This is a genomic window from Streptomyces prunicolor (genome assembly GCF_045162825.1).
Classification (GTDB): Bacteria; Actinomycetota; Actinomycetes; order Streptomycetales; family Streptomycetaceae; genus Streptomyces; species Streptomyces prunicolor.
In genome coordinates, this window is record NZ_CP108676.1 from 1,157,590 (window position 1) to 1,180,727 (window position 23,138).

20 protein-coding genes are annotated in these 23,138 nt (G+C 69.9%); 6 read left to right on the forward strand and 14 right to left on the reverse strand.

Annotated features, from left to right (window positions below; genetic code table 11):
• Positions 1–25 precede the first annotated feature (25 nt).
• Genes OG588_RS05260 through OG588_RS05275 form a run of 4 tightly spaced genes read left to right on the forward strand, consistent with a single transcriptional unit; the run spans position 26 to position 4,747 of the window.
• Positions 26–1,120, forward strand: coding sequence for a mandelate racemase/muconate lactonizing enzyme family protein (locus OG588_RS05260; protein WP_405946240.1), 1,095 nt, complete (start codon positions 26–28; stop codon positions 1,118–1,120).
• Positions 1,117–2,181 (forward strand): ABC transporter permease, encoded by a 1,065-nt coding sequence (locus OG588_RS05265; protein ID WP_366099553.1) that lies wholly within the window; start codon positions 1,117–1,119, stop codon positions 2,179–2,181. The genes OG588_RS05260 and OG588_RS05265 overlap by 4 nt, the downstream gene beginning before the upstream one ends.
• Positions 2,178–3,221 carry an ABC transporter permease gene (locus OG588_RS05270; protein WP_405946241.1) on the forward strand — a complete coding sequence of 348 codons (1,044 nt, stop codon included), beginning with the start codon at positions 2,178–2,180 and terminating at the stop codon, positions 3,219–3,221. Before OG588_RS05265 ends, OG588_RS05270 begins: the two co-directional genes overlap by 4 nt.
• Positions 3,218–4,747: a sugar ABC transporter ATP-binding protein gene (locus tag OG588_RS05275; protein ID WP_405946242.1), complete on the forward strand. Its 1,530-nt coding sequence runs from the start codon at positions 3,218–3,220 to the stop codon at positions 4,745–4,747. The genes OG588_RS05270 and OG588_RS05275 overlap by 4 nt, the downstream gene beginning before the upstream one ends.
• A 28-nt stretch (positions 4,748–4,775) precedes the next feature.
• Here OG588_RS05275 and OG588_RS05280 read toward each other — a convergent pair whose 3' ends face one another.
• From OG588_RS05280 to OG588_RS05315, 8 genes are all read right to left on the reverse strand, one after another.
• Positions 4,776–5,513, reverse strand: coding sequence for a GntR family transcriptional regulator (locus tag OG588_RS05280; RefSeq protein ID WP_405946243.1), 738 nt, complete (start codon positions 5,511–5,513; stop codon positions 4,776–4,778).
• Between the two features lie 100 nt (positions 5,514–5,613).
• A complete protein-coding gene (locus tag OG588_RS05285; protein ID WP_405946244.1) occupies positions 5,614–7,188 on the reverse strand; it encodes an MFS transporter in 1,575 nt (524 codons plus the stop codon).
• A gap of 236 nt (positions 7,189–7,424) precedes the next feature.
• On the reverse strand, positions 7,425–8,234 hold the full coding sequence (locus tag OG588_RS05290; protein WP_405946245.1) for a sugar phosphate isomerase/epimerase family protein: 810 nt from the start codon (positions 8,232–8,234) through the stop codon (positions 7,425–7,427).
• Between the two features lie 41 nt (positions 8,235–8,275).
• Positions 8,276–9,118 carry a carbohydrate ABC transporter permease gene (locus tag OG588_RS05295; RefSeq protein WP_405946246.1) on the reverse strand — a complete coding sequence of 281 codons (843 nt, stop codon included), beginning with the start codon at positions 9,116–9,118 and terminating at the stop codon, positions 8,276–8,278.
• A complete protein-coding gene (locus tag OG588_RS05300; protein WP_405946247.1) occupies positions 9,108–10,094 on the reverse strand; it encodes a carbohydrate ABC transporter permease in 987 nt (328 codons plus the stop codon). The genes OG588_RS05295 and OG588_RS05300 overlap by 11 nt, the downstream gene beginning before the upstream one ends.
• Before the next feature lie 10 nt (positions 10,095–10,104).
• Positions 10,105–11,436 carry an extracellular solute-binding protein gene (locus OG588_RS05305; RefSeq protein WP_405946248.1) on the reverse strand — a complete coding sequence of 444 codons (1,332 nt, stop codon included), beginning with the start codon at positions 11,434–11,436 and terminating at the stop codon, positions 10,105–10,107.
• 78 nt (positions 11,437–11,514) lie between these two features.
• Positions 11,515–12,633 (reverse strand): Gfo/Idh/MocA family protein, encoded by a 1,119-nt coding sequence (locus tag OG588_RS05310; protein ID WP_405946249.1) that lies wholly within the window; start codon positions 12,631–12,633, stop codon positions 11,515–11,517.
• 133 nt (positions 12,634–12,766) lie between these two features.
• On the reverse strand, positions 12,767–14,005 hold the full coding sequence (locus OG588_RS05315) for an ROK family protein (RefSeq protein ID WP_405946250.1): 1,239 nt from the start codon (positions 14,003–14,005) through the stop codon (positions 12,767–12,769).
• A 162-nt stretch (positions 14,006–14,167) separates the two neighbouring features.
• On the opposite strand from OG588_RS05315, the gene OG588_RS05320 reads away from it, so the two are divergent.
• Positions 14,168–15,355, forward strand: coding sequence for a Gfo/Idh/MocA family protein (locus OG588_RS05320; protein ID WP_405946251.1), 1,188 nt, complete (start codon positions 14,168–14,170; stop codon positions 15,353–15,355).
• 249 nt (positions 15,356–15,604) lie between these two features.
• Positions 15,605–16,558 carry a sugar phosphate isomerase/epimerase family protein gene (locus tag OG588_RS05325; protein ID WP_405946252.1) on the forward strand — a complete coding sequence of 318 codons (954 nt, stop codon included), beginning with the start codon at positions 15,605–15,607 and terminating at the stop codon, positions 16,556–16,558.
• Positions 16,559–16,628: 70 nt separating this feature from the next.
• On the opposite strand, the gene OG588_RS05330 is transcribed toward OG588_RS05325, so the two are convergent.
• The 6 genes from OG588_RS05330 to OG588_RS05355 form a co-directional block, all read right to left on the reverse strand.
• The gene (locus tag OG588_RS05330) at positions 16,629–17,507 is read right to left on the reverse strand and encodes a hypothetical protein (RefSeq protein WP_405946253.1); all 879 of its coding nucleotides are present in this window, start codon (positions 17,505–17,507) and stop codon (positions 16,629–16,631) included.
• Positions 17,508–17,782: 275 nt separating this feature from the next.
• Positions 17,783–18,982 carry a PucR family transcriptional regulator gene (locus tag OG588_RS05335; RefSeq protein WP_405946254.1) on the reverse strand — a complete coding sequence of 400 codons (1,200 nt, stop codon included), beginning with the start codon at positions 18,980–18,982 and terminating at the stop codon, positions 17,783–17,785.
• Positions 18,983–19,017: 35 nt separating this feature from the next.
• On the reverse strand, positions 19,018–20,391 hold the full coding sequence (locus OG588_RS05340; RefSeq protein ID WP_405946255.1) for an NAD-dependent succinate-semialdehyde dehydrogenase: 1,374 nt from the start codon (positions 20,389–20,391) through the stop codon (positions 19,018–19,020).
• Between the two features lie 39 nt (positions 20,392–20,430).
• Positions 20,431–21,081 (reverse strand): RraA family protein, encoded by a 651-nt coding sequence (locus OG588_RS05345; RefSeq protein ID WP_405946256.1) that lies wholly within the window; start codon positions 21,079–21,081, stop codon positions 20,431–20,433.
• Positions 21,078–21,485, reverse strand: coding sequence for a RidA family protein (locus OG588_RS05350; RefSeq protein WP_405946257.1), 408 nt, complete (start codon positions 21,483–21,485; stop codon positions 21,078–21,080). Before OG588_RS05350 ends, OG588_RS05345 begins: the two co-directional genes overlap by 4 nt.
• Positions 21,482–22,843 (reverse strand): MFS transporter, encoded by a 1,362-nt coding sequence (locus OG588_RS05355; RefSeq protein WP_405946258.1) that lies wholly within the window; start codon positions 22,841–22,843, stop codon positions 21,482–21,484. The genes OG588_RS05350 and OG588_RS05355 overlap by 4 nt, the downstream gene beginning before the upstream one ends.
• Positions 22,844–23,138: the final 295 nt, after the last annotated feature.

Below are 23,138 nucleotides of genomic sequence, written 5' to 3' on the forward strand. Positions count from 1 at the left end.
CCACGACAGAAACCGGAATTGCTGAATGAGCAGCAGCATCATCACGGCCGCGACCGCGAGGCTGGTCGACATCGCCGTCGAGCAGGACCGTACCGACGCGGTGCAGTCGTTCGTCAAACAGGAGACGGTCCTGGTCGGCCTGGAGACGGCCGACGGCCTCGCGGGCACCGGCTACTCCTACACGATCGGCACCGGCGGCAGCTCCGTACTCGCCCTGCTGCGCGACCACTTGCTGCCCGCGCTCGTCGGACAGGACGCCCGCAACATCGAGGCGCTGTGGCAACGGCTGTTCGCGCTGACCCGCTCCACCACCACCGGAGCCATCACCTCACTCGCCCTCGCCGCAGTCGACACAGCCCTGTGGGACGTGCGCTGCAAACGGGCGGGCGAACCGCTGTGGCGGCTGGCCGGCGGTCACCGTCAGGAGGTGCCGGTCTACGACACCGAGGGCGGCTGGCTCCATCTGAGCGCCGAGGAACTGGTCAAAAGCGCCCTGCGCGCACAGGAGTTGGGCTGGGCGGGCGTCAAGATCAAGGTGGGCCGGCCGCACCCCGCCGAGGACGCCGAACGCCTGCGCGCGGTCCGCGAGGCAGTCGGCCCTTCCCTGCACATCATGACCGACGCCAACCAGTCCCAGACGGCATCCTCCGTCCTCCGGCTCGCCGCCGCGCTGGAACCGTACGACCCGTACTGGCTGGAGGAGCCGCTGCCCGCCGACGACATCAGCGGGCACGCGCGGCTCGCAGCGGCGACCCGCATCCCCGTCGCCGTCGGCGAGTCCATGTACTCGCTCATGCAGTTCCGCTCCTACCTGGAGGCCGGTGCCACGTCCGTCGTGCAGGTCGACGCCGCGCGGATCGGCGGCATCACGCCGTGGCTGAAGGTCGCGCACCTGGCGGAGAGTCACAACGTCGCGGTCTGCCCGCACTTCCTGATGGAACTGCACGTCAGCCTCGCCGCCGCCGTACCGAACGGCCAATACGTCGAGTACATACCGCAGTTGAGGGCGGTCACCCGCACCGAACTGACCATCCGCGACGGGAAGGCCGTAGCCCCGGACTCGCCGGGCATCGGCATCGACTGGGACCCGGACGCGCTGGACGACCGGAGGGTGGCATGACGACCTCGATCAGCCCGCCGGACACCGTCCCGGAGGAGAAGACGGCCACCCACCGCATGCCGTTCTGGGTCAACCAGCGACTCGGCCTGCTGGTGCTCGTCATCGCGCTCAGCGTCCTGTTCGGCGTGCTCCGACCGGCCTTCCTGGACCAGCAGTTGGTGCTCTTCCCGCTCCTGCGGGACGTCGCCACGCTCACCGTGGTCGCACTCGCGCAGATGGTCGCCCTGTCCGTGGGCCACATGAACCTCGCGGTCGGCCGCATGGCAGCCTTCGGCGCCATGTTCGCGGGTCTCGGCTACGACCGTCTCGGCGTCCCGATGCAGGTGGGGCTGCTGATGTGCCTGGCCGCCGGGGCGGCCATCGGCGCGGTCACGGGCTGGCTCATCGCCCGTACCGGAGTGAGCTCCTTCGTCGTCACCCTGGCCATGGACTTCGCCCTCCTGGGCCTGGTCTCCCTCATGTACTCGTCCCTCACCGACGACGCCGCCTTCACCACCCACCCCTCCGGAATCGACGCCCTGCGCTCCTACTCCCTCGCCGACATCTGCGCGGGCCCCATCTGCGGCTCCCCCGCCGTCCCACAGATCGCCCAGTTCACGGTCCTCGCGATGCTCGCCCTCGGTTTCCTCTACGGCTGTACGCGCATCGGCCGTGAACTGCTGCTCACCGGCGCCAATCCGGCCGCCGCGGAGCTGTCCGGCATTCCCACCGGCCGCCGGGTCCTGCTCGCGCACACGCTGTCGGGGCTGCTCGCGGCGCTCGCCGGGTTCATGGCGGCGGCCGGCACGGGTACGTTCCGCGCCTCCATCGGCGACGACTTCATGCTGCCGTCCTTCCTGGGCGCGGTACTCGGCGGCACCCTGCTCACCGGCGGGGTGGTGTCCGTGCTGGGCACGCTGCTCGGCACCGCCCTGGTCGGCGTGATCCGCAAGGGCCTCGACCTGCTCGGCGTGGGCCTGGAGAGCCTGAACATCTATCTCGGCTGTGTCCTCCTGCTGGCCCTGTCGGCCGACCGGATCCGCACAGTGGTGTCCTATCGCAAGGTGGTGCGCTCCACATGAACCGCTTGAACGTGACGCTGGGGCAAGGGAGTTGGGGCGGCTCGGCGCTGCGCCGGTTCTCCCGTTCCACGGCGGCGATGCTGCTGGGCGTGGTCGTGGTGGGATACGTGGCGCTGGGCATCGCCTCGTCGGGCTCCTTCTTCGAGGGCCCCTCGGTGCGGGTCTTCCTCCAGTACCTGGCCACTCCCATTCTCATCGGGCTGGCCCAGATGGTGGCGCTCTGCGTGGGTCAACTCAACCTCGCCGTAGGCGCGTTGGGCGGCTTCACCGCATGCCTGATGGGCGTCCTCATGGCCGACCACGGGGTGCCCGCCGGAGTCGCCGTGATCGTGGGCCTGCTGACGGCGACGGCCATCGGGCTGGCGACCGGTGTCGCCATCGTGGGCACCCAGATCAACGGGTTCATCGTCACCCTCGCCACGATGACGATCCTCCTGGGCGCGCAGTACCGGCTCACCGGCACCCGTACCGTCGACGGCTACTCGCGCACGCTGCGCGACTTCGGCACGGCGGCGCCGCTGAACATCCCCCTCGTCTTCGTCACCGCGCTCGTTGCGGCGGCGCTGCTGGCCGCGTTCATGTACCGCACGGTCGCGGGCCGACGGCTCCTCGCGGCGGGCGGCAACCCGCTCGCGGCCCGGCTGTCCGGTATCTCCACCGACCGGCAGATCGTCGCCGCGCACACGCTGTCCGGGCTGCTGATCGGCGTGGCCGCCGTGACCGCCACGGCCTCCCTTCCGGGCGTCAACCGCAGCGTCGGCGGTGACTGGCTGCTGCCGAGCTTCGCCGCGCCGATCATCGGGGGCGTGGCGCTGACCGGCGGTTCAATCGCCGTGCTGGGCACGGTACTTGCGGCTTTCGTGACCCGGCTGATCGACGCAGCGCGCGCCCAGTTCTCGCTGGACCCGAGCTGGGTGAACCTGCTGATCGGCCTGGTCGTGCTCGGTACGGTCGCCGGTGGCCGGCTGCACCAGACGCGCCTGGAGAAGTCCGCGACGACCGACGGCGCCGTCCTGCCGCAGACCGGAGGTGCCCAGTGAGCGGCACGGTTCTTCTCGAATGCCAGGACCTGGTCAAGGTCTTCCCCGGTGTCCGGGCCCTGGACGGCGTAGGGCTACGGCTGACCGCCGGCAGCGTGCACGCGCTCCTCGGCGAGAACGGCGCCGGCAAGTCGACCCTCATCAAGGTCCTCACCGGCGTCCACTCCCCCGACGGCGGCAGGCTCACCTGGAACGGCCAACAGGTCCATCTGCGCTCGCCGTTGGAGGCGACACGGACCGGCATCGGTGTCGTCCACCAGGAACGCAACCTGATCCCGGGATTCTCGGTGGCGGAGAACATCACCCTGCAGAACCCGCCCTCCCACCGCGGCCTGGTCGACCGCGAGGCGATGACCGCACCGGCCGTCGCCTGCCTCGCGGAACTCGGCGTCGACCTCGACCCGCAGCGCCCGGTGCGTGAACTGTCCGTGGCGCAACAGCAGTTGGTGGAGATAGCCAAGGCCCTCTACACCGAGAGCCGGGTCCTCCTGCTCGACGAACCGACCGCGTCCCTCTCCCCGCAGGAGACGGAACGCCTCTTCGAGGTGATCCGGCGACTGGCCGCCCGAGGCGCCTGTGTCGTCTTCGTCAGCCACAAGCTGGAGGAGGTCTTCGAGGTCTGCGACACGGTCACCGTGCTGCGCGACGGCAAGTCGGTCCTGGAGTCCTCTCCCCTCCCCGACCACACCCACGACGACATCGTGGGCCTCATGGTGGGCCGCGCCCACGCGGCGACGGAGATGCGCCCCCGCACAGTCGATCCCACCGCTACCCCAACTCTCGTACTGGACAAGGTCTCCACGGCCGGCGGACACCGTGACATCAGCCTGGAGGTCCGGCCCGGCGAGATCGTCGGCCTGTACGGACTGGTCGGCGCCGGGCGCAGCGAACTGGTCAAGGCGGTGCTGGGCCTGGACCGCATCACCGGCGGTGAGGTCCGCGTCCACGGCAGTCCGGTCCGCATCACCTCGCCCCGCCAGGCCCTGCACGAGTACGGCATCGGGTACGTCACCGAGAATCGCAAGGAGGAGGGCGTCTTCCTTGAGCAGCCCATCGTCCGCAACATCACGGTGACGGTGTGGAAGCGGCTCGCCAAGGCACTCGGGTTCGTCTCGGCGCGCGAGGAGCGGGACGTCGCGCAGGATCTCGTCGACCGGCTCGGCATCCGGGTCTCGGGGCTCGGGCAGAACGCGGGTGAGCTCTCGGGCGGGAACCAGCAGAAGGTCAGCCTCGCCAAGTGGCTTGCCGCGGATACCCGGTTGCTGGTCATCGACGAGCCGACGGTGGGCGTGGACGTCCGCACCAAGCGCGCCTTCCACGAACTGATCTGGGACCTGGCCCGCGACGGCCTGCCCATCCTCCTCATCAGCAGCGACCTCGCGGAGATGGTCACCCTCGCCGACCGCATCGTCGTCATGACGGACCACCGCATCCGCGGCGAACTCGACAACGACCGCGACTACGACCGCATGAGCGGCCGGGTGATCCGCCTGATCCACGACCGTACGGTGCGCGCGACACCCTGAACCCCAGCCCCTGGAACGGCCGTTCACGCTACAGGGGGCTGGAAGGCGGACCCTCGCCGTCCTCGATCTGCCGTTCCAGGCTGCGCGTCAGGTGCTCCGTCATCGCCTCGGCCGCCCGTTCCGGGTTGCGGCGCAGAACGGCCCGTACGATCCGCTCGTGCTCGGCGACGGTGGGGCCCCAGGCGCCAACCACCTTGCTGAGCCGGAAGATGTGCAGATGGGCGTGGAGCCGTTCCACCGCGTCCGCCAGCAGTGGTCGGTGCGCGGCCTGTCCGATCGCCTCGTGGAAGCGCTGGTCGAGGGCGGCGAAGTCGCGGTACGACGCGTACCGTTCGTTCGGACTCGGGTGGGCCTGCATCTCCTCGACGATCCGCTCAAGGCCGTCGAGTTGCGCTTCGGTCGCGTTGACGGCGGCCAGCGCGGCTGCCTTCGGCTCCAACAGCAGCCGCATTTCGAAGAGTTCGTCGAGACCCTGGCTGGTGAGCAGCTGCGTGGCCCGGTATCCGGAGAGCGCCCGCTTCACCACCAGGCCGTCGGACTCCAGCCGGGCGAGCGCCTCCCGTACGGGAGTTGGCGAGACCTTGAGGGTGCGGGCGAGGGCTTCGATGCCGACGCGGGCGCCGGGGGCGATCTCGTGGTCCATGACCATCGCCTTGATGCGCTCGTACACACTGTCCGACAGCGCCTGCCGGACGGGCGGCGCAGTCCGCTCGTCACCCTCGCCCTCGTCCGGGACCCCGGCCGCGGAAGGACTGTGCGGCGGCATCCCGACTCCCTCTCAAGGCACTTGGCGTTCCCGACAGTTTACCCAGGTAGACGGGTTGAGAGAGGGTCGCCCGCAGAACATCGCCGACTGGTTCGGCCCATCACCCCGCCTCAGCCGCGACCGTCGCCGCTCCCCCGCTCTTCTCGGTCAGGTCGAGGCTGCTGCGCAGACTGACCGGCTTCAGCAGGATCGCGGCGACCACCGCGAGGACGGCCGCACCGGCCGAGAGGAGGAAGATCTGGGCGGTGGCGTCGCCGTACGCGACACGGATGATCTCCTGTACGGCGGCGGGCTGCGCGGAGACGTCAGAGGCGGAGCCCGTGGTCCGCAGTCCCGCCGAAGCGAGTCCGTGGGCGATCTGGTCCTGGACGTGCCGGGCGAGTACGGCGCCGAGGACGGAGACGCCGATCGTGCCGCCGAGGGAGCGGAAGAACGACACCGTGGAGCTGGCCGCGCCGATGTCCTTCAGCGGCACGGTGTTCTGCACGACGAGCACCAGGTTCTGCAGCGTCATGCCGACACCCATCCCGACGCACAGCATCGCCACGCCCAGCAGGAGCATGGGCGTCTTCGAGTCGATGGTGCCGAGCACGGCGAACCCGACCGTGAGCAGGACGGCGCCGGTGATGATGAACGGCTTGATCTTCCCGGTCCGGCTGATCAGCCGCCCCGCGACCGTGGAGGCGACGAGAATGCCCGCCATCATCGGAATCGTCAGCAGGCCCGCCTCGGTCGGGCTGTGTCCACGGCTGAGCTGGAAGTACTGGCTGAGGAACACCGCGGCACCGAACATGGCCGTACCGACGGCGAGGCTGCCGACGATCGCCAGCGCGGTCGTGCGCTGCTTCACGATGTGGAGCGGTACGACGGGTTCGACGGCCCGCGACTCCACCCACACGGCCGCGCCGATCAGCACGAGCCCGCCGGCCACCATGACCCCGGTCTGCCACGAGCCCCAGCCGAAGGAGTTGTCGACGAACGACACCCACACCAGCAGCACGCTGACACCCGAGGCGATGAGGGTCGCCCCCAGGTAGTCGATCTTGACGTTCTCACGCCGGAGGACGGGAAGGCTCAGCGTCCGCTGGAGCATGAACAGCGCTACGGCCGCGATCGGCACGCCGATGAAGAAGCACCACCGCCACCCGAGCCACGAGGTGTCCACGATGACACCGCCGAGCAGTGGCCCGCCGATGGTCGACGTGGCCGTGACACTGCTCAAGTAGCCGCTGTAGCGGCCGCGTTCGCGGGGCGGGATCATCGCCGCGAGGGTGATCTGGACGAGAGCCTGCACACCGCCGACGCCGACACCCTGCAACGCCCGCGAGGCGATGAGCTGCCCCGCGGTCTGACTCACCCCGGATGCCACGGCACCCAGCACGAACACGCCGATGGACACCTGCACGAGGGTCTTCTTGCTGAACAGGTCGGCGAGCTTGCCCCAGATCGGTGTCGTCGCCGTGGTGGTGAGAAGCGTCGCGGTGACGACCCATGTGTACTGCGTCTGCGACCCGTGCACCGCCCCGATGATCTTCGGCAGCGCGCTGGAGACGACCGTACTGCTGAGCGTGGAGACGAACAGCGCGAGCAGCAGCCCACTGAGCGCCTTCAACACCTTCCGCCGGGCCGCGGGCGATATGTCCGACGGACTCGACTCATTCACTGCCGCGCTCATCAGACGGACTCCAAGGCACCTGTTCGCTATACGCCATGTATAGCGACTTCGGCTCACCATACATGGCGTATAGCGGCGGGAAACAGTGCCCATGTGCCGCTGGCGCTCGCTGTTCGCATGGCGACCACGCCCTTGACCGTCACGCCCGCCGCCGACGCGATCCCGCTGCCCGGGGCCGCGCCGGTGGTCGCTCCGCAAGCCCCGGGGAGCGACCGCCGACGGCCCGGGACTCACCGTCATGACGCCTCGGAGCCCACCCCCTGCCGCTCCTTCAGCCAGGTCACGCTCTCCGCCACCAGGTCGAAGATGTCGGCCCCTTCAGCGATCCCGTCCGCCTCGATGATGTGTACCCGGATCGTGTCCCGGCCGGCGTCGAGCGCGTCCGCCAGGGCCACCGAGCCCTGGCCGGCGGCGACTTGGGGTTCACCGCGTACGGCCGGGCCGTCCTTGACGTGGACGAGTTCGACGCGTTCGCCGAGCCTGGCCACCACGTCGGCGGGGACCTGGCCGGCGGTCTGGGCCCAATAGAGGTCGACCTCGGCGACGATCGACGGGTCGAGGGCGTCCCACAGGACGTCGTAGCCGTAGCGGCCGTCGTCGAGGGGGGTCCACTCCCAGTAGTGGTTGTGGTAGCCGACCCGCAGGTCGTGGGCGGCTGCCGCCTTGGCCAGGGCGTTGAGGCGGTCGGCGTACCGGCGAACTCCCTCGGCCGAGACCAGCGCGTCGCGGGTGAATCCGGGGAGTGCCTCGGGGGTGGAGGCGATGGCGATGGGCACGCCCGCTTCGGCCATCTCCTCGAAGAACCAGCCGGGGTCCTCCGCGTCGGGCAGTCGGGCGTGGGTGGAGGAGACGGTGAGGCCGGCGGCGTCGATGTCGGCCTTCAGGGAGCGGGCCTCGGCCAGGCGCGCGGCACGCGTCAGTTCGGTGCGGCCGAGGCGGAAGGGCTCCACCGCGGTCACCCCGAGGCCGGCGATCCTGGCCAGCGTGGCGGGGCGGTCCTCCAGGACGTTCATCAACGTGTAGAGCTGCAGGCCGATGTCCGGCATGCCAAGGTCCAATCTGTCGGGGCCACTTGGTCACTTCACCGTCACTTCACCGCGCCTGCGGTGAACCCGGTGATGAGGAAGCGCTGGAGGAGGAGAAAGCCGGCGACCACGGGGACGGACACGACCAGGGAGGCGGCCATGACCTGGTTCCAGTAGACGTTCGCCTCGGTGGAGTAGGCCTGGAGGCCCACGGCCAGGGTGCGGGTCTGTTCGGTGGTGAGGACCGAGGCGAAGAGCACTTCGCCCCAGGCGGTCATGAAGGCGTAGATGCACACGGCGACGATTCCGGGGGTCGCGGCGGGCACGATGATCTGCAGCAGGGTGCGCAGCGGTCCGGCGCCGTCCACCTTCGCCGCCTCGTCGAGGTCGCGCGGCACCGTGTCGAAGTAGCCGACCAGCATCCACACGGCGAACGGCAGGGAGAAGGTCAGGTAGGTGACGATGAGTCCGGTGCGGGTGCCCACCAGGTCGGTGCCGAGGTTCTGGTCGGCGTAGACGAACAGCAGGTACAGCGGCAGCAGGAAGAGGATGCCGGGGAACATCTGGGTGGCGAGCACCGCCCCCTTGAAGCTCGCGCTGCCGGGGAACGTCCAGCGGCTCAGCGCGTACGAGGCGAAGATCGCCACCAGCACCGACAGCACCGTGGCGGACACGGCCACGACGAGCGAGGTGACGAAGTACTGGGCGAGCGGCACGGTGTGCCAGATGTCGATGAAGGACTGGATCGTCGGCGACGACGGGAACCAGGTGAACTCGCCCTGCACGTCGGGGAGCGTCTTCAGCGACGAGGCCAGCATGACGTACAGCGGGGCCGCGACGAACACCGACAGCAGGGTCAGCGTGACGTACCGGAAGGCCCGGTAGCCCGGGGTGTCATGATTCATGGCCGGTCCTCCGGGTGAGAGCGAGATAGCAGGCGCTGACCAGAGTCAGGAACAGCAGGAGCAGCACGCTCATGGCCGAGCCGAGGCCGAAGTTCCAGGTGGCGAACGAGCTTTGGTAGATGTGCACGGAGATCAGGTCCCCGGCCGGCGGCGCCGAGCCGCCGAACAGGATGTACGGGGTGCTGAAGTCGTTGAAGGTGTGCAGGAACATCACGAGGACCAGCACCTTGTTGACCGAGGACAGCAGCGGCAGGGTGATCATCTGCAACTGCCGCCACGGGCCCGCTCCGTCGATGCTCGACGCCTCGTAGACCTCGCCCGGTATCGCCTGCATGCCGGCCATGAGGATCAGGAAGGCGAAGGGCCACATCCGCCAGATCGCGACGACGCACTCGGCCCAGAAGGCGTTGTGGCCGATCAGCCAGAACGGGTTGGAGTCGATCAGCCCGAGCTGCCCGAGCAGGTGGTTGAGCATGCCGTTGTCGCGCTGGAAGATGAAACGCCAGGTGATGACCGCGGTGTACGCGGGCAGTGCGTACGGCACGAGGAACAGCGTCCGCAGCAACCCCCGGCCGCGGAAGGCGCGTTGGAGTGCGAGCGCCGCCGCCATGCCGACGATCCAGGCCCCGGACAGGACCACGGCCGTGAAGCCGAGGGTGACGAAGAAGGACTGGGCCAGGGCCTTGCCGGTGGGGCCGTCGAAGTCCAGGACGATCCTGAAGTTCCCGAGGCCGGCGAAGGGCGCCTCCCACCAGTGGCTGATCTGGTACTGCGTCACCCGCAGGCCGCTCATCGCCACGCCGAGCACGATGGGCACGAAGTGGATCAGCAGTTCCAGGGCCAGGGCGGGGAGCAGGAAGGCGTACGGGATCCAGCGGCGGCCGCGCGCCCGGAAGCGGCTGCCGCGCGTGGGCTGTTTCGGTGTGTCCGGGGTTCCGGGGCTCTCGCGGGTCCCGGAAGGACTGATGACTGCCATCGTCCTGCTCCTAGCTGCCGGCTTCGAGCTTCTGGTCGGCCGCGGCCATCTCGCTCTTGATCGTGGCCTTGCCGGGCTGCTTTCCGGTGGCGGTCTGCGCGGCGAAGGAGTTCATGGCCTGGCCGACCAGGGTCTCGAACTGGGCCTCTTCCGCAATCTGCGGAAGCGGTACGGACCGGGCGGTGAGCGTCTGGCGGGCCACGGCCAGCGCCGGGGTGTCGAACGCCGGGTCCTTCGCGTCCGTGACCGAGGGGAGCGACCCGTAGGCCTTGTTGAGGATCACCTGTTCCTTGGCGCTGGTCAGGAACTTGACGAACTGGGTGGAGCCGTCGAGGTTCCCGGTGTTCTTGAAGACGGCCACGTTGATGCCGCCGACGAACGAGCCGATGTCCTTGCCGCCCGCGACCGCCGGGTCCTGGGCAGGCACCGGGACGACGCCGTAGTCGGCCGTCGTCATCTTGTACTGGCCCAGGGCCTGGCCGGCCGACGACTGGGCGAGGATCATCCCGGCCTTGCCGGAGGCGAAGTTCTGCATGAGGGCGACCTTGTCGGTCATCTCGGCGTCGGACGGGTTGACGATGCCGTCCTTGCCGATCCAGGACAGCCACTGGTCGATTCCGTCGACCATGCCCGTGTCATCGAACTTCGGGGTGTGGCCGCTGAAGACCTTGGCTCCGTGCTGGGTGCCGAGAATGAACGCGAAGTGCGCGGCGAACGAGGACGCGGCGCCCTGCAATCCGAGGCCCCACTGGTCTGTCTTGCCGTCGCTGTTGGTGTCCTTGGTGAGCTTGTGTCCGTCGGCGACGAACTCGCTCCAGGTCTTCGGCGGTGAGGTGATGCCCGCGGCCTTGAACAGCTTCTTGTTGTAGAAGAGTTCGTACGAACTGGTGTAGAGCGGCAGGCTTGCCGGGTCCTTGCCGACGGCGCCGGTGGACTTCAACGCCGTGGGCAGGAAACGGGATTCGCCGCCGACTTTGGCCAGCAGTTCCTTGTCCCACGCGACGAAGGCTCCGGTCGCCTGGAGTGACGCGGACCAGGTGTTGCCGATGTTCAGTACGTCGGGGCCCTTGCCGCTGGTCGTCGCCGCGAGGATGCGGTTGAGCAGGTCCGCCGACGGGATGACCTCCAACTTGACCTTCACGCCCGTCTGTTGGGTGAACTTGTCGATCTCCGGCTGGAGGATCTTCTTGTCCGCGTCGAGGCTGGTGCTCTGGTTTGACGCCCAGTAGGTGATGGTTTTGTCACCGGAGGCGGAACTGGAGCCGCCGCCGCACGCTGTGACACCGGCGCCTGCCAGCATCGCCGCAGCCGCGAGCGCGACTGCACGGGTTCTGCGCTGCATGAGTTTTCCTCTCAAGGACGTACGAGATCGATGGGGGTGGTGCACGGGATCGGTGCCGACGTGCGGGGCCGGAGAGGTTCAGGCGGAGACGGACTGCGGGAGGGCCGCGGGCGCGGGCCGCTCGGCGCGGCCGGTGATGGCCCGGGCTCCGGCGGCGAACGTCGACTGCTCGATCGCTTCCAGCACTTCGAGCACGTGCAGCGCGAACTCGCCCGGGACACGAAGTGGTTGACCGCGCAGGGACTCGACGAGGTCGTTCACGCCGTGACCGCGGAAGGGACCGGCTTCCGGGTCGCGGGTGGGCGGGATGACCGGGGGGAGTTCGGACCAGTCCGTGTCCGTACGGCGCTTGATGAGGACCGGGGCGTCGTGGCGGTTCGGGTCGGGGATGTTCAGGGTGCCCTCGGTGCCGTAGACCTCGATGTGGGGCAGGGTCATGTCCCAGATGTCGAAGCTGTAGAGGGTGGAGACGATCGCGCCGGATGTGGTGCGGAGGATCGCGGCGACGGTCGTGGGGACGGTGACCTCGACCTCGTCGACGACGCGGTTCGGGGTGGTCACGGTGATCCGGGGGCTCGGGATCGTGCTGGTGCCGACGACTTCGGCGACGGGTCCGAGCAGGTTGACCAGGGCGGCCACGTGGTAGGGGCCCCAGTCGAGGGTCGGGCCGCCGCCGGGCTGGAAGAAGAAGCCTGGGTTGGGGTGCTTGGCCTCGACCTTGGACGAGCGGACGAAGGACGTGGCGGCGAAGGGCGTGCCGATCAGGCCGCCGTCGACGGCGGCGCGTGCCGTCTGGCCCGCCGTGCCGAGGAACGTGTCGGGGGCGCCGGCCAGGACGCGCCCGGCCGCCTCGGCCTGTGCGAGGTTCTCGCGGGCCAGGGTGACCGTCGCGGCGAGCGGTTTCTCGCTGTAGACGTGCTTGCCCGCGGCGAGCGCGTCCCGGGTCACCTCCCAATGGGCCACGGGGGGCGTGATGTTGACGACGACGTCGACGTCCGGGTCCGCGTAGAGCTCGGCGGGTGTGCCGTACGCGGGGATGCCGTGCTGCTCGGCCTTGGCGCGGGCCCTGCCGACGTCAATGTCGGCGATCCTGATGATCGGCAGGTCGCCGTACCAGGCAAGGCCCCGGGCGTAGGCGTCGAAGACCATGCCGGCGCCGACGACGCCGATGCGTGCGCGAGGGGTTGATCCATTCACCGTGTCTCCCAAGTCGCGGTCGAGCGGAGCGAGTCCGCCGGTGGATGAGACCGGACGTGCGAGACACGACGGAAGGTAGCGGCGACGGTGAGAGGCGGTAAAGGCCGCCGGTTCGCTGGGCGGACCGCCCCGCTCAGTGGGTGGTGCGCGGGCCCAGGAAGCGCCCGATCCCGTCGGGCGAGAGCAGGTGCTCGATGCCCAGCACCATCGCCCCGACCATCGCCGCGTCCCGCCCCAACTCGCTGCGAGTGATGGACAGTTCACGGGTGGCGAGCGGCAGGGCCTGCCGGTACACCACGCCCCGCACCGCGGAGAGCAGGTCGTCGCTGGCCTCGACGATCTCTCCGCCCACGACGACGTGCCGCGGGTTCAGCATGTGGATGCACAGGGCGATCACCTCGCCCAGCGTGACCCCGGCGGCGCGCACCGCGTGCAGCGCGTCCGGCAGACCGTCGCGCAGCCGTGCCAGGAAGTCCCGCATCGCGGCACCGTCCTCCGCCACGTCGAGGCGCGGTTCACCGGTCGCCACCAGGCGCCGGGCGAGCGCCGCGGTGGACGCCACCGCCTCGACGCAGCCGGCCTTTCCGCACCGGCACACCACCTCCTCGGCACCCGGGACACGGATGTGCCCGATGTCTCCGGCCGCCCCGTCGGCGCCCCGGTGCAGCGTCCCGTCGGCGAGCACGAACCCGGCGCCGATACCGGCGCCGACGGTCACGAACAGCACGGGCAACTGCTCGGGCGGCACCGTCCGCGCCTCGCCGAGCGCCATCAGGTTGACGTCGTTGTCCACCAGGACGGGGCAGCCGAGCTCGCCCCCGAGCCGCTCGGCCACCGGGAAGCCGTCCCAGCCCGGCATGATCGGCGGACGGACGGCCATCCCGCGCGCCACGTCCACCGGACCCGGCAGTCCGACGACCAGGACGCGGGGCCGGTCCGCCGGGACCTTCGCCTGTTCGAGCAGGTCGGCGAACTGCTCCACCAGAAGGTTCACGGTGCGCTCCGGGCCCTCGGCGAGCGGCCAGGGGACGACCGTGTCGGCGAGCACCCGCTGGGTCAGGTCGGTCACCAGGCAGCGCGTCGAGAAGGTGGTGAGGTCGGCGATGAGCACGACACCCGCGTCCCCCGCGAGGCTCAGCCGCAGCGCCGGCCTGCCCCTTCCCCCGCCACCGGCGTCCTCCCCGTGCAACAGGCCCGCGTCCACCAGATCCTGTACGTGCGTGTGGATCGAGGACCGCGAGAGCCCGGTGAGCCGGGACAGGTCCAGGCGATGCGCCGCCTCGCCGGCCGCGATCAGCCGGGCTATCTGGCTGCGCACCGCGTCGGGATGACGGCGCGAGCCGCTGCCCGGTGCGCCCAGTCGTGCTGCCACGCTCACTCCCCCTGGAAAGGCCGACGCCACCAACGGACGATTAATATTCCAGAAACGACAATATTCAAAGGGCTTTCCTGACAGAAGTATGCCTCTTACTGTTGGTCGCGGATGAGACCGGAACAGCGAGCTCCCGTACGGCACCTGCCGAAAGGATCTTGCATGGCTGCCCCGACTGGGCACACCACACGCGTCACCGAAACCCCTCTACGACACCCCCGCATCCCGCGCCCACGGGTCGCCGTCCTCGGCGCGGGCATGATCGCGGGGGTCCACGTCCGCAGCGCCCGCGCGGCCGGCGCCGACGTGGTCGGCGTCCTGGCCTCCTCACCCGAGCGGAGCCGGGCGGTCGCACACGACTGGCAGCTCGACGTCGGCTATCCGGACGTCGACGCCGTCCTGAACGACGACCGCGTCGACGTGGTCCACATCTGCACGCCCAACCACCTCCACGTCGCCCAGGCGCGCGACGCGCTGCTCGCGGGCAAGCACGTCGTCTGCGAGAAGCCGATCGCCACTTCGGCGGCCGACGCCCGGTTGCTCGCCGACACCGCCGCGGCCTCGGGCCTGATCGCCACCGTGCCCTTCGTCTACCGCTATCACCCCATGGTCCGCGAGCTGCGGGCACGGGTAGCGGCCGGTGACTTCGGCCCCTGGCAGTTGCTGCACGGTTCGTATCTCCAGGACTGGTTGCTCCCGCCGGAGAGCACCAGTTGGCGGGTGGACCCGGTGGCCGGCGGCCCGTCGAGGGCTTTCGCCGACATCGGCTCGCACTGGTTCGACCTGGTGGAGTGGGTGGCCGGGGTCCGGATCGCCGAAGTGCTGGCCGAGACCGCGACGACGGTGGCCGAACGGCTCGACGCCGGGGGTCCCACGTTCTCCGGTGCGCCGCTCGCCGGTTCGGTACGGGTCCCGGTCACCACGGAGGACGCGGTCGGTGTGCTCGGGCGGACGACGGACGGGGTCCTGGTCTCCGCGACCGTCTCGCAGGTCTCGGCCGGCCGGAAGAACCGGCTGTGGTTCGAACTCGACGGCGCGGACGCCAGCGCCGTCTTCGACCAGGAACTGCCCGAGTCCCTGTGGCTCGGCTACGGCAACCGCACCGAGACCCTGGTCCGCGATCCGACGTCCAACACCCGTGAGGCGGCCCGGCTCTCCCTCGTACCCGCCGGACACGCCCAGGGCTATCTGGAGTGCTTCGAGAACTTCGTCAAGGACACCTACGCGGCTCTGCGCGGCGAGACCCCGGAGGGACTGCCCACCGTGCTCGACGGTGCACGGTCCGCGCACCTGGTGGACGCGGTCCTGGCTTCGGCGGACCGGCGTGCGTGGACGTCGGTTCCTGGATAGGCGGCGCGCATGAACCACGATCCCCGGCTGATCAGCGCGCGTCGACCACGATCCCCGACTGGCCGGTGCGCGTGGACCACGGCCCTCGGCCGGTCGGCGCGCGTGGACCGCTGTCCCCGACCAGCCGGCCGGCGCGAACCACAGACCTCGACCGACCGACGCGTGCGGCTCCTCTCCCGGGCTGACCGGCGCAGGTGACTCCTAGCCCCGGCCGCCCTCCCCCACCCCTCCCACCGAAGGACCCGCGCCATGAAGCTCGGATTCCTGACCGCCTGCCTCCCCGCCCTGTCCCTTGACGAGATCGCCCACTGGGCCGCGGCCGAGGACTACCAGACCCTCGAAGTCGCGGTGTGGCCGAACACCGGTGGCCGCGACTTCGAGGCCTCCCATCTCCCGGTGGCGACCTTCTCGCAGGCCGACGAGGACGCGACCCGCGAACTGCTGGGCCGTACAGGCCTGGAGATCAGCTCGCTGGCCTACTACGAGAACAACCTGCACCCCGACCCCGCGACCCGGGAGGCGATCAGAACCCATCTCCGGCACGTGATCGACGTGGCGGCACGGCTGGGCGTGGAGTCGGTCGGCACCTTCATCGGACGCGATCCGGGGCTCTCCGTCGTGGAGAACCTGCGCGAGGGCGAGAAGGTCCTCCCCGAACTGGTCGCCTACGCGGCGGATCGCGGCGTCAAGATCGTGATCGAGAACTGTGTGATGGAGGGCTGGCACCCCGACGGATATCCGGGCAACCTCGCCTACTCCCCCGAGCTGTGGGAGTGGATGTTCGGGCTCGGCTTCTACCTCAACTGGGACCCCTCGCACCTCACTTGGATCGGCGTCGACCCCCTCACGACGATCGAGCCGTACATCGACCGGATCATCCACACCCAGGCCAAGGACGTCGAGCTCTTCCCCGCCAAGCGCGACCGGTTCGGCTTCTTCGGGACCGTGCACAAGGGCGACAACCCCTGGGAGATGGGCTGGTGGCGCTACCGGGTGCCCGGTCTGGGCGAGGTGGACTGGCGCCGTGTCGTCGACCGCTTCCACGAACTCGGCTACACCGGCACCGTCTCCGTGGAACACGAGGACCCCGTCTGGTCCGGAACCGAGGACAAGGTGAAACAGGGCCTGCGCATCGCCCACCGGACACTGCGCCCCCTCGTCGGTGAGCAGGCAGTCGTGGAACGAGACATCCAGGCCCCCTGAACGAACCCGTGAGGCGGGGTGGTTCACAGGTGACCGTGAACCACCCCGCCGCCGGACGGAGAGCCGTCGCTCAGCTGCCGTTCCGGCACCTGGTGATCGAGCTGCACCCCCGGGAGTAGCTGTTCGCGGTGGGCGAGTTCAGGGTCGTGTCGTAGTTCCAGTCGGCGCCGCGGTCGGTGGCCGGGTCGTAGGTGATGCGGGTCTGGGCGTGGTGCGGGTTGGCCACGAACTGGTCGTACTGGAACGTGATCGTGGACGGCACGAGGAAGCCCCGGTTGTAGCGGGCGGTCATCGTGTAGATGCGGGCGCCGGTGATCGCCCAGTTCGGGATGTGTCGGACGTACGCCCACTCGTTCTGCGTGTGGTAGTGGTTGTAGAGGTCCGTGTTGCTGCGGATCTGGTCGGGGACGTACAGCGCGTTGCGCGCGTACGCCGGGTCGATCGTGTAGACGAACGTGCGGGCGGTGATCGTGCCGCGGAGGCAGCGTTCCATGAGGTAGGGGCCGATCCCCGGAAGGATCGCGTAGGCGACGAGCCGGCCCGTGGAGCACTGGTTGTTCAGGGCGATGGAGGCCAGGTTGTTCACGCCCTGGCTGCGCGCGAAGTCCTCGGTCACGCCCAGCGTTCCCGAGGTCGAGATGTACTCGCTGTTCAGGGAGCGGTCGCCCTGGACGTGGGACACGATGTCGGAGTTGGTGCCCCGGGACCAGAAGCCGGTGTTGAAGATGCCCTGGTTGTTGTCGGCGATCGGGGCGCGGGAGTCGCCGCGGTACAGGGTGGCCGGCATGGCCGCCTCCGCCACGATGTCCCGGTTGTGCAGGGTGGGACAGCTCGACCCGGAGGAGGACGCACCCGAGGACGGGCCGCCCGGGCACGGGTAGGTCTGCGCCTGGGCGGTGGCCAGGGGGCCGAAGAGGGTGGCGATCAACGCCAGCACGGCGGAGGTCACGACGGACGCGATCGTGTGCTTCGCGCGGCGGGAATCTCCGGGTCCGCGGGTCGGTGCGGCGGCGGTATGCGGATGCGTTCCCCTCGTGGGGGGCTCCGTGACATCTGGGTTGCGCATGGCTCTGATCTCCAGGTTCCGGGTGCTCGCTCAGCACTTGCGCAACCCAGACTGCGCACCCGGGAGTTGATTCGACATCCCCTTCCATCAGGGAAATCAACTCTTATGGCCCGTTTTTGCACCCCGCCGACACGTCGGTCGGGGTACCTGGACCCCCGTCACATCAGCGGCAGGCGGTTCGCGCTGAGGGCCAGCACCACCAGGGCCGCGTCCTCGGGGCGTCTGGGGTCGCGGCCGGTGAGTTCGGCGAAGCGGTTGAGGCGTTGCTGGATGGTGTTGCGGTGGCAGTACAGGGCGGCGGCCGTGTCGGCGACGGAACCGGTGCCCGACAGGTGCGTCTGAACGGTCTCCAGCAGCCGGTCCACCTCCGCCGGAGGAGCTCCCGCGTGCAGGCCGCCGAACACGTCGGCCGCGAGATCCCGGCCGAGGTCCCCGGCCCGGTGGACCAGGACGTCGAGCCAGCTGTCCTCCAGGCGATGCGGGTCGGTGGCATCGGTCGGGAGCACGCGGGCCGTGGCGGTCGCCAGCGTCACCGCACGGGGCAGTTCGGTCAGCCCGGTCACCACCGAGGAGACACCGCACGGCGTCCCCTGAAGCTGTGCCAGCACCGCTTCCCGGGTCAGTCGGGGGCTCAACTGGACGACGAGGACCATGTCCGAGGCGACCGCCTGCTGTTGCAGCGGGGCACCGAGACCGCGGAGGGCGTTCGCGACCCCGCGCAGCGACGCTTCGCCGCCTCCAGGCGTGACCGCGCACAGGAAGTGCCCGGACACCTGGAACCCGAGCGCCCGCGCCGCGTCCTGCACCACGGTCGGGTTGCGGCCGTCACTGTCCAGGAGCCGGCTGAACCACAGCCGCCGCTCGTCCTCCGTCCGCCGCCCCATCTCCAGCACGGTGCGCTGGTAGGCGGTCATGATGCCGGTGACGTGGTGCTCGACCGCCTCCCACACGTAGTAGGCGGAGTTGACCAGCTGTGCCCTGCCCTCGTCGCCCGCGCGCCGCACCAGCGCGGCCCACACGACCCGGAAGTCCACGCGCGCGGCCTGGAGCAGCGCGTCCAGCGGAACGCCCTGCCGGGCGCGCTGTTCGCCGACCCGCTCGGAGACACCGGCGATGTGTTCCGGCACCGGCAGCCGCGCGACGGTGCGCAGCAGCACCTCGAACGCCTGCCAGGCGCTGTCGCGGAACTCCTGCGGGGAGACCAGCTCCGAGTAGGAGGCGCGCAGCGGCCCCACGTACTCGGCCCATTCGTCGACCAGGCTGTCGATCTCCTCCAGGCACTGGCGGGCCAGCGCGACGACATGCGGGTCCGGCGGGGGCAGCGCGGAGGGCGAGGGCGGAGTGTGCATGTGCTCCATCCTGGCCTGCTCCTCCCTGCCCGGCAGCAACGGGTTCAGCCCCGTACGCGGACGACCTTCCGGTTGACGAACTCGCTCATGCCGTACGCGCCCAGCTCCCGCCCCACACCGGAGAGCTTGACCCCGCCGAAGGGCAGGTCCTCCTGGGTGCCGGAGGGCCCGTTGATCGAGACCATGCCGACGTCGAGTGCGTCGGCGACCGTCTTCGCGGCGTCGAGGTCGCGGCCGAACACGACACTGCCCAGGCCGTACGGCGTGTCGTTGGCGAGGCGAATCGCCGTCGCGGTGTCCGGGACCCGGTGGACGACCGCGACCGGGCCGAAGATCTCCTCCCGGTACGCGCGCATACCGGGGGTGACGCCGGTGAGGACGGTCGGTTCGACGAAGGCTCCCTCACGGGCTGGCCGCCTGCCTCCGGTCACCGCCGTCGCGCCCTTCGCCACCGCGTCGTCCACCTGCGCGATGACGGTGCGGGCGGCCTCCTCGGAGGAGAGGGGTCCGAAGGAGACGCCGTCATCGGTGGGTTCCCCGACGGTCAGGGCCCGCACCGCGTCGGTGAACGCGTCCAGGAACCGGTCGTAGACGGAGTCGACGACGATGAACCGCTTCGAGGCGGTGCATGCCTGTCCGGCGTTGCCCATCCGGCCCTCGACGGCCGCGCCGACGGCGGCTTCCAGGTCGGCGTCGGGCAGGACGACGAAGGGGTCGGAGCCGCCGAGTTCGAGGACGTACTTCTTGAGGTGACGGCCCGCGACCTCGCCCACCGCGCGCCCGGCCCGCTCCGAGCCGGTGAGCGACACGCCCTGGACCCGCGGGTCCGCGATGACACGGGCGACCTGCTCGTTGGTGGCGTACACGTTGACGTACACACCGGCCGGCAGTCCGGCCGTCCGCATCATGTCCTCGATGGCCTGCGCCGACTCGGGGCAGTTCGGGGCGTGCTTGAGGACGATCGTGTTGCCGAGGACGAGGTTGGGCGCCGCGAAGCGGGCCACCTGGTAGTACGGGTAGTTCCACGGCATGACGCCGAGGAGCACGCCGAGTGGTTCGGACCGTACGACCACGTCGTCGCCGCCGCGGATGTCGAGCCGCTGGTCGGCGGCGAAGTCCGGGCCGTGCTCCGCGTAGTACGCGAAGATCGCGGCCGACAGGTCCACCTCGCCCAGTGCCTCGCGGGTGGTCTTGCCCATCTCGCGCGTGATGATCGCGGCCAGTTCCTCGCGCCGCTTCTCGAACTCCCGCGACACGGCGAGGACGAGTTCGGCGCGCTCCTTGACCGGACGTCGCCGCCAGTCGGTGAACTCCGCTGCCGCCGCCTCGACCGCGCGGTCGACCGTGGCGTCGTCGGACGTCGGATACCGCCGCACGAGCCTGTTCGTGGCCGGGTCGACGATCTTGTATTCCGTCATGTGTCTTCCGTCTTCCTTCCTTCGCGGAGCCGAGGTGGATCAGCCGAGGTGGAGAAGCGTCCGCAGGTCCTCGCCCGCCCGGATCCGCGCGAGGAGTTCCGGCTCGGCCGCGTCCGACAACTCCGCCTGCCGTACTACGGCGGCCAGTGCGCCCGGCGGCAGGGCGATCACGCCGTTGGCGTCGCCGAGGACGATGTCGCCCGGCGTGACACGGACGCCGCCGATGTGCACGGGCACCTGGTGCCGCCCGCCTTCGCCGTCCAGCCGCTTGGTGGTCAGGCAGCTGGTGCCCCGGGCGTGCACCGGCAGGCCGGAGTGCGGATCCGTCAGCGCGTCCACGTCGGTCACCACGCCGTCGACGAGGATGCCCGCGGCGCCTCGCGCTCGCGCCGCCGCGACCGTGACGGCGCCGATCGGCGCGTGGGTGTGGTCGCCGCGCATGTCGACGACCAGCACCTCACCGGGGCGCAGCGCGACGAGCGCGCGGTTGACCGCCGTGGCGTCCGGAGCGTCGAGGGCGAGCGTGGCGGCCGTACCGGCCATCCGACGCGGCTGCCCGAGCCGTCGTACGGCCGGATCGACGAAACCGTCTTCGAGCAGGTGGCCGAGGGTGGGGAGGTCGACATGCGTGAGGCGCTCCAGCAACTCCGCTTGCCCGAGGGCTACTTGACCTGTCGCCGTGACGCTCACCGCTCCCCCTCCGTGCGGACCACCGCGACGCAGTCGATCTCCAGGGTCACGCCCCACAGCCCCACGCACACCGTCGTCCGCGCCGCCCGGCGGTCGGCGAAGTACGTCTCGTAGACCTTGTTGTAGGGCGTGAGTTGGTCCGGTGAGCTGAGGTAGGTGTTGACCTTGACGACGTGGTCGAGGTCGGAACCGGCCGCGTGGAGGACGGCTTCGAGGTTGCGCAGGGTCGCGTGGACGTCGTCCTCGAAGGTGCCGGTAGACGTTTCCGGGGCGGCGGGTATCTGGCCCGTGGTGAAGACGAAGCCGCCTGCGGACGTCGCCTGGACATAGGGGCCTACGGCGGCGGGGACGCCCGGCGGCGACTCGATCCGCGTGATCCCGCCGACGCTCGTACCGCTGCTCATGCGACGGCCCCGATCGGGCGGCCGGCGGACCTGGACGCCAGGCCCGGCTCGTCGATGTCCCCGAACCGGGTCTCGGCGAGCAGGAACAGGGCCAGCAGGGACAGGGTCGCCGCGCCGAGGACGTACCAGGCGATCGAGGAGCTGTTCCCGGTGGCCGTCAGCAGCCACGCGGTGATGGCGGGCGTCGCCGCGGACCCGAGCAGGCCCGACAGCATGTAGGCGACGGAGAGGCCGGAGTACCGCACGTGGGTGCCGAAGAGTTCGGCGAGGAAGGTCGCGATGGGGCCGTAGTTGGCGGAGAAGGCGAGCATCATCAGCGCGTAGGCGACGAAGACGAGGGGTGCCGAACCGGTGTCCAGCAACCAGAAGAACGGGAAGGCGAGGACGGCCTCCGCCGCGATGCCGGCGTAGATGACGGGCTTGCGGCCGACCCGGTCGGACAGCCGGCCGAAGTACGGGATGGCCACGAAGGCGACGGCGCAGGACACCATGACCGCCCACAGCATCAGGTTCTTGGAGTGTCCGAGGTCGTTGGTGCCGTAGCTGACGCCGGAGGCCACCATCAAGGTGAAGGTCGAGCCCGTGGAGAGCGTCGCGACACCGCCGAGGAGGACCTGGCGCCAGTACCGGCGCATCAGGGCGACGAACGGGATCTTCGCCTTGGCGCCCTCGTCGCGGACGGCCTTGAAGGACGGCGTCTCCTCGATGTGCAGCCGGATGTACACGCCGATGCCGACCAGGAGCGCCGAGGCGAGGAAGGGGATCCGCCAACCCCACGAGTACAGCGCGTCGTCGCTCGTGGTGGAGGCCACCAGCAGGAACGCCCCGTTGGCGAGCAGCGTCCCGATCGGCACACCGATCTGGACCATGGAGCCGAAGAACCCGCGTCGATCGGCCGGCGCGTGCTCGACGGTCATCAGTACGGCGCCGCCCCACTCGCCGCCGAGCGCGAGGCCCTGGATCACCCGGAGGCCGAGCAGCAGCAGGGGCGCGGCCACGCCGAGGGTGCCGTAGCCGGGGACGAGGCCGATGGCGAAGGTGGCCACGCCCATCGCCGTCAGGGAGATCAGCAGCATGGACTTGCGGCCGAGCCGGTCCCCGAAGTGACCGAAGAGCACGGCGCCCACCATGCGCGCCAGATAGGCGGAGGCGAAGGTCAGGAACGACAGGATCGTGCCGACGGCCCCGTCGAACTCGGGGAAGAACACCTTGCCGAACACGAGCGCGGATGCGGTGCCGAACAGGAACAGGTCGTACCACTCGACCGTGGTGCCGACCATGCTGGCGAGGGAGATCCTGCGCATCTTCGTCGCGTCGAGCCGGCTGTCCGGGATCGGCGGGGAGGCGGGAGCGGTCATGGGGACTCCGGTCTGAGCAGAGGAAGCGGTTGGGTGCTGTGCGGGCGCCATCGGGTCGGCCCACCGTGCATCGACCCCTTCACCGGCCACAAGGAGCAGAAGCACACCGCCACGGGCCGTCGACTGTGCAGATGACCAATGCGCCACGTCGCACCACGAAGACTGGATGAAAACTTCGTGTTACGGAGCCTGGCCCCGCATCCACCTCTGTTCATCTGCACATCGCTGCGGCCGTATCCGGGGGCCTTTGCCCCGTGTTTCCGGCCGCCCCGAAAGCAACACTGACCGGGCAACC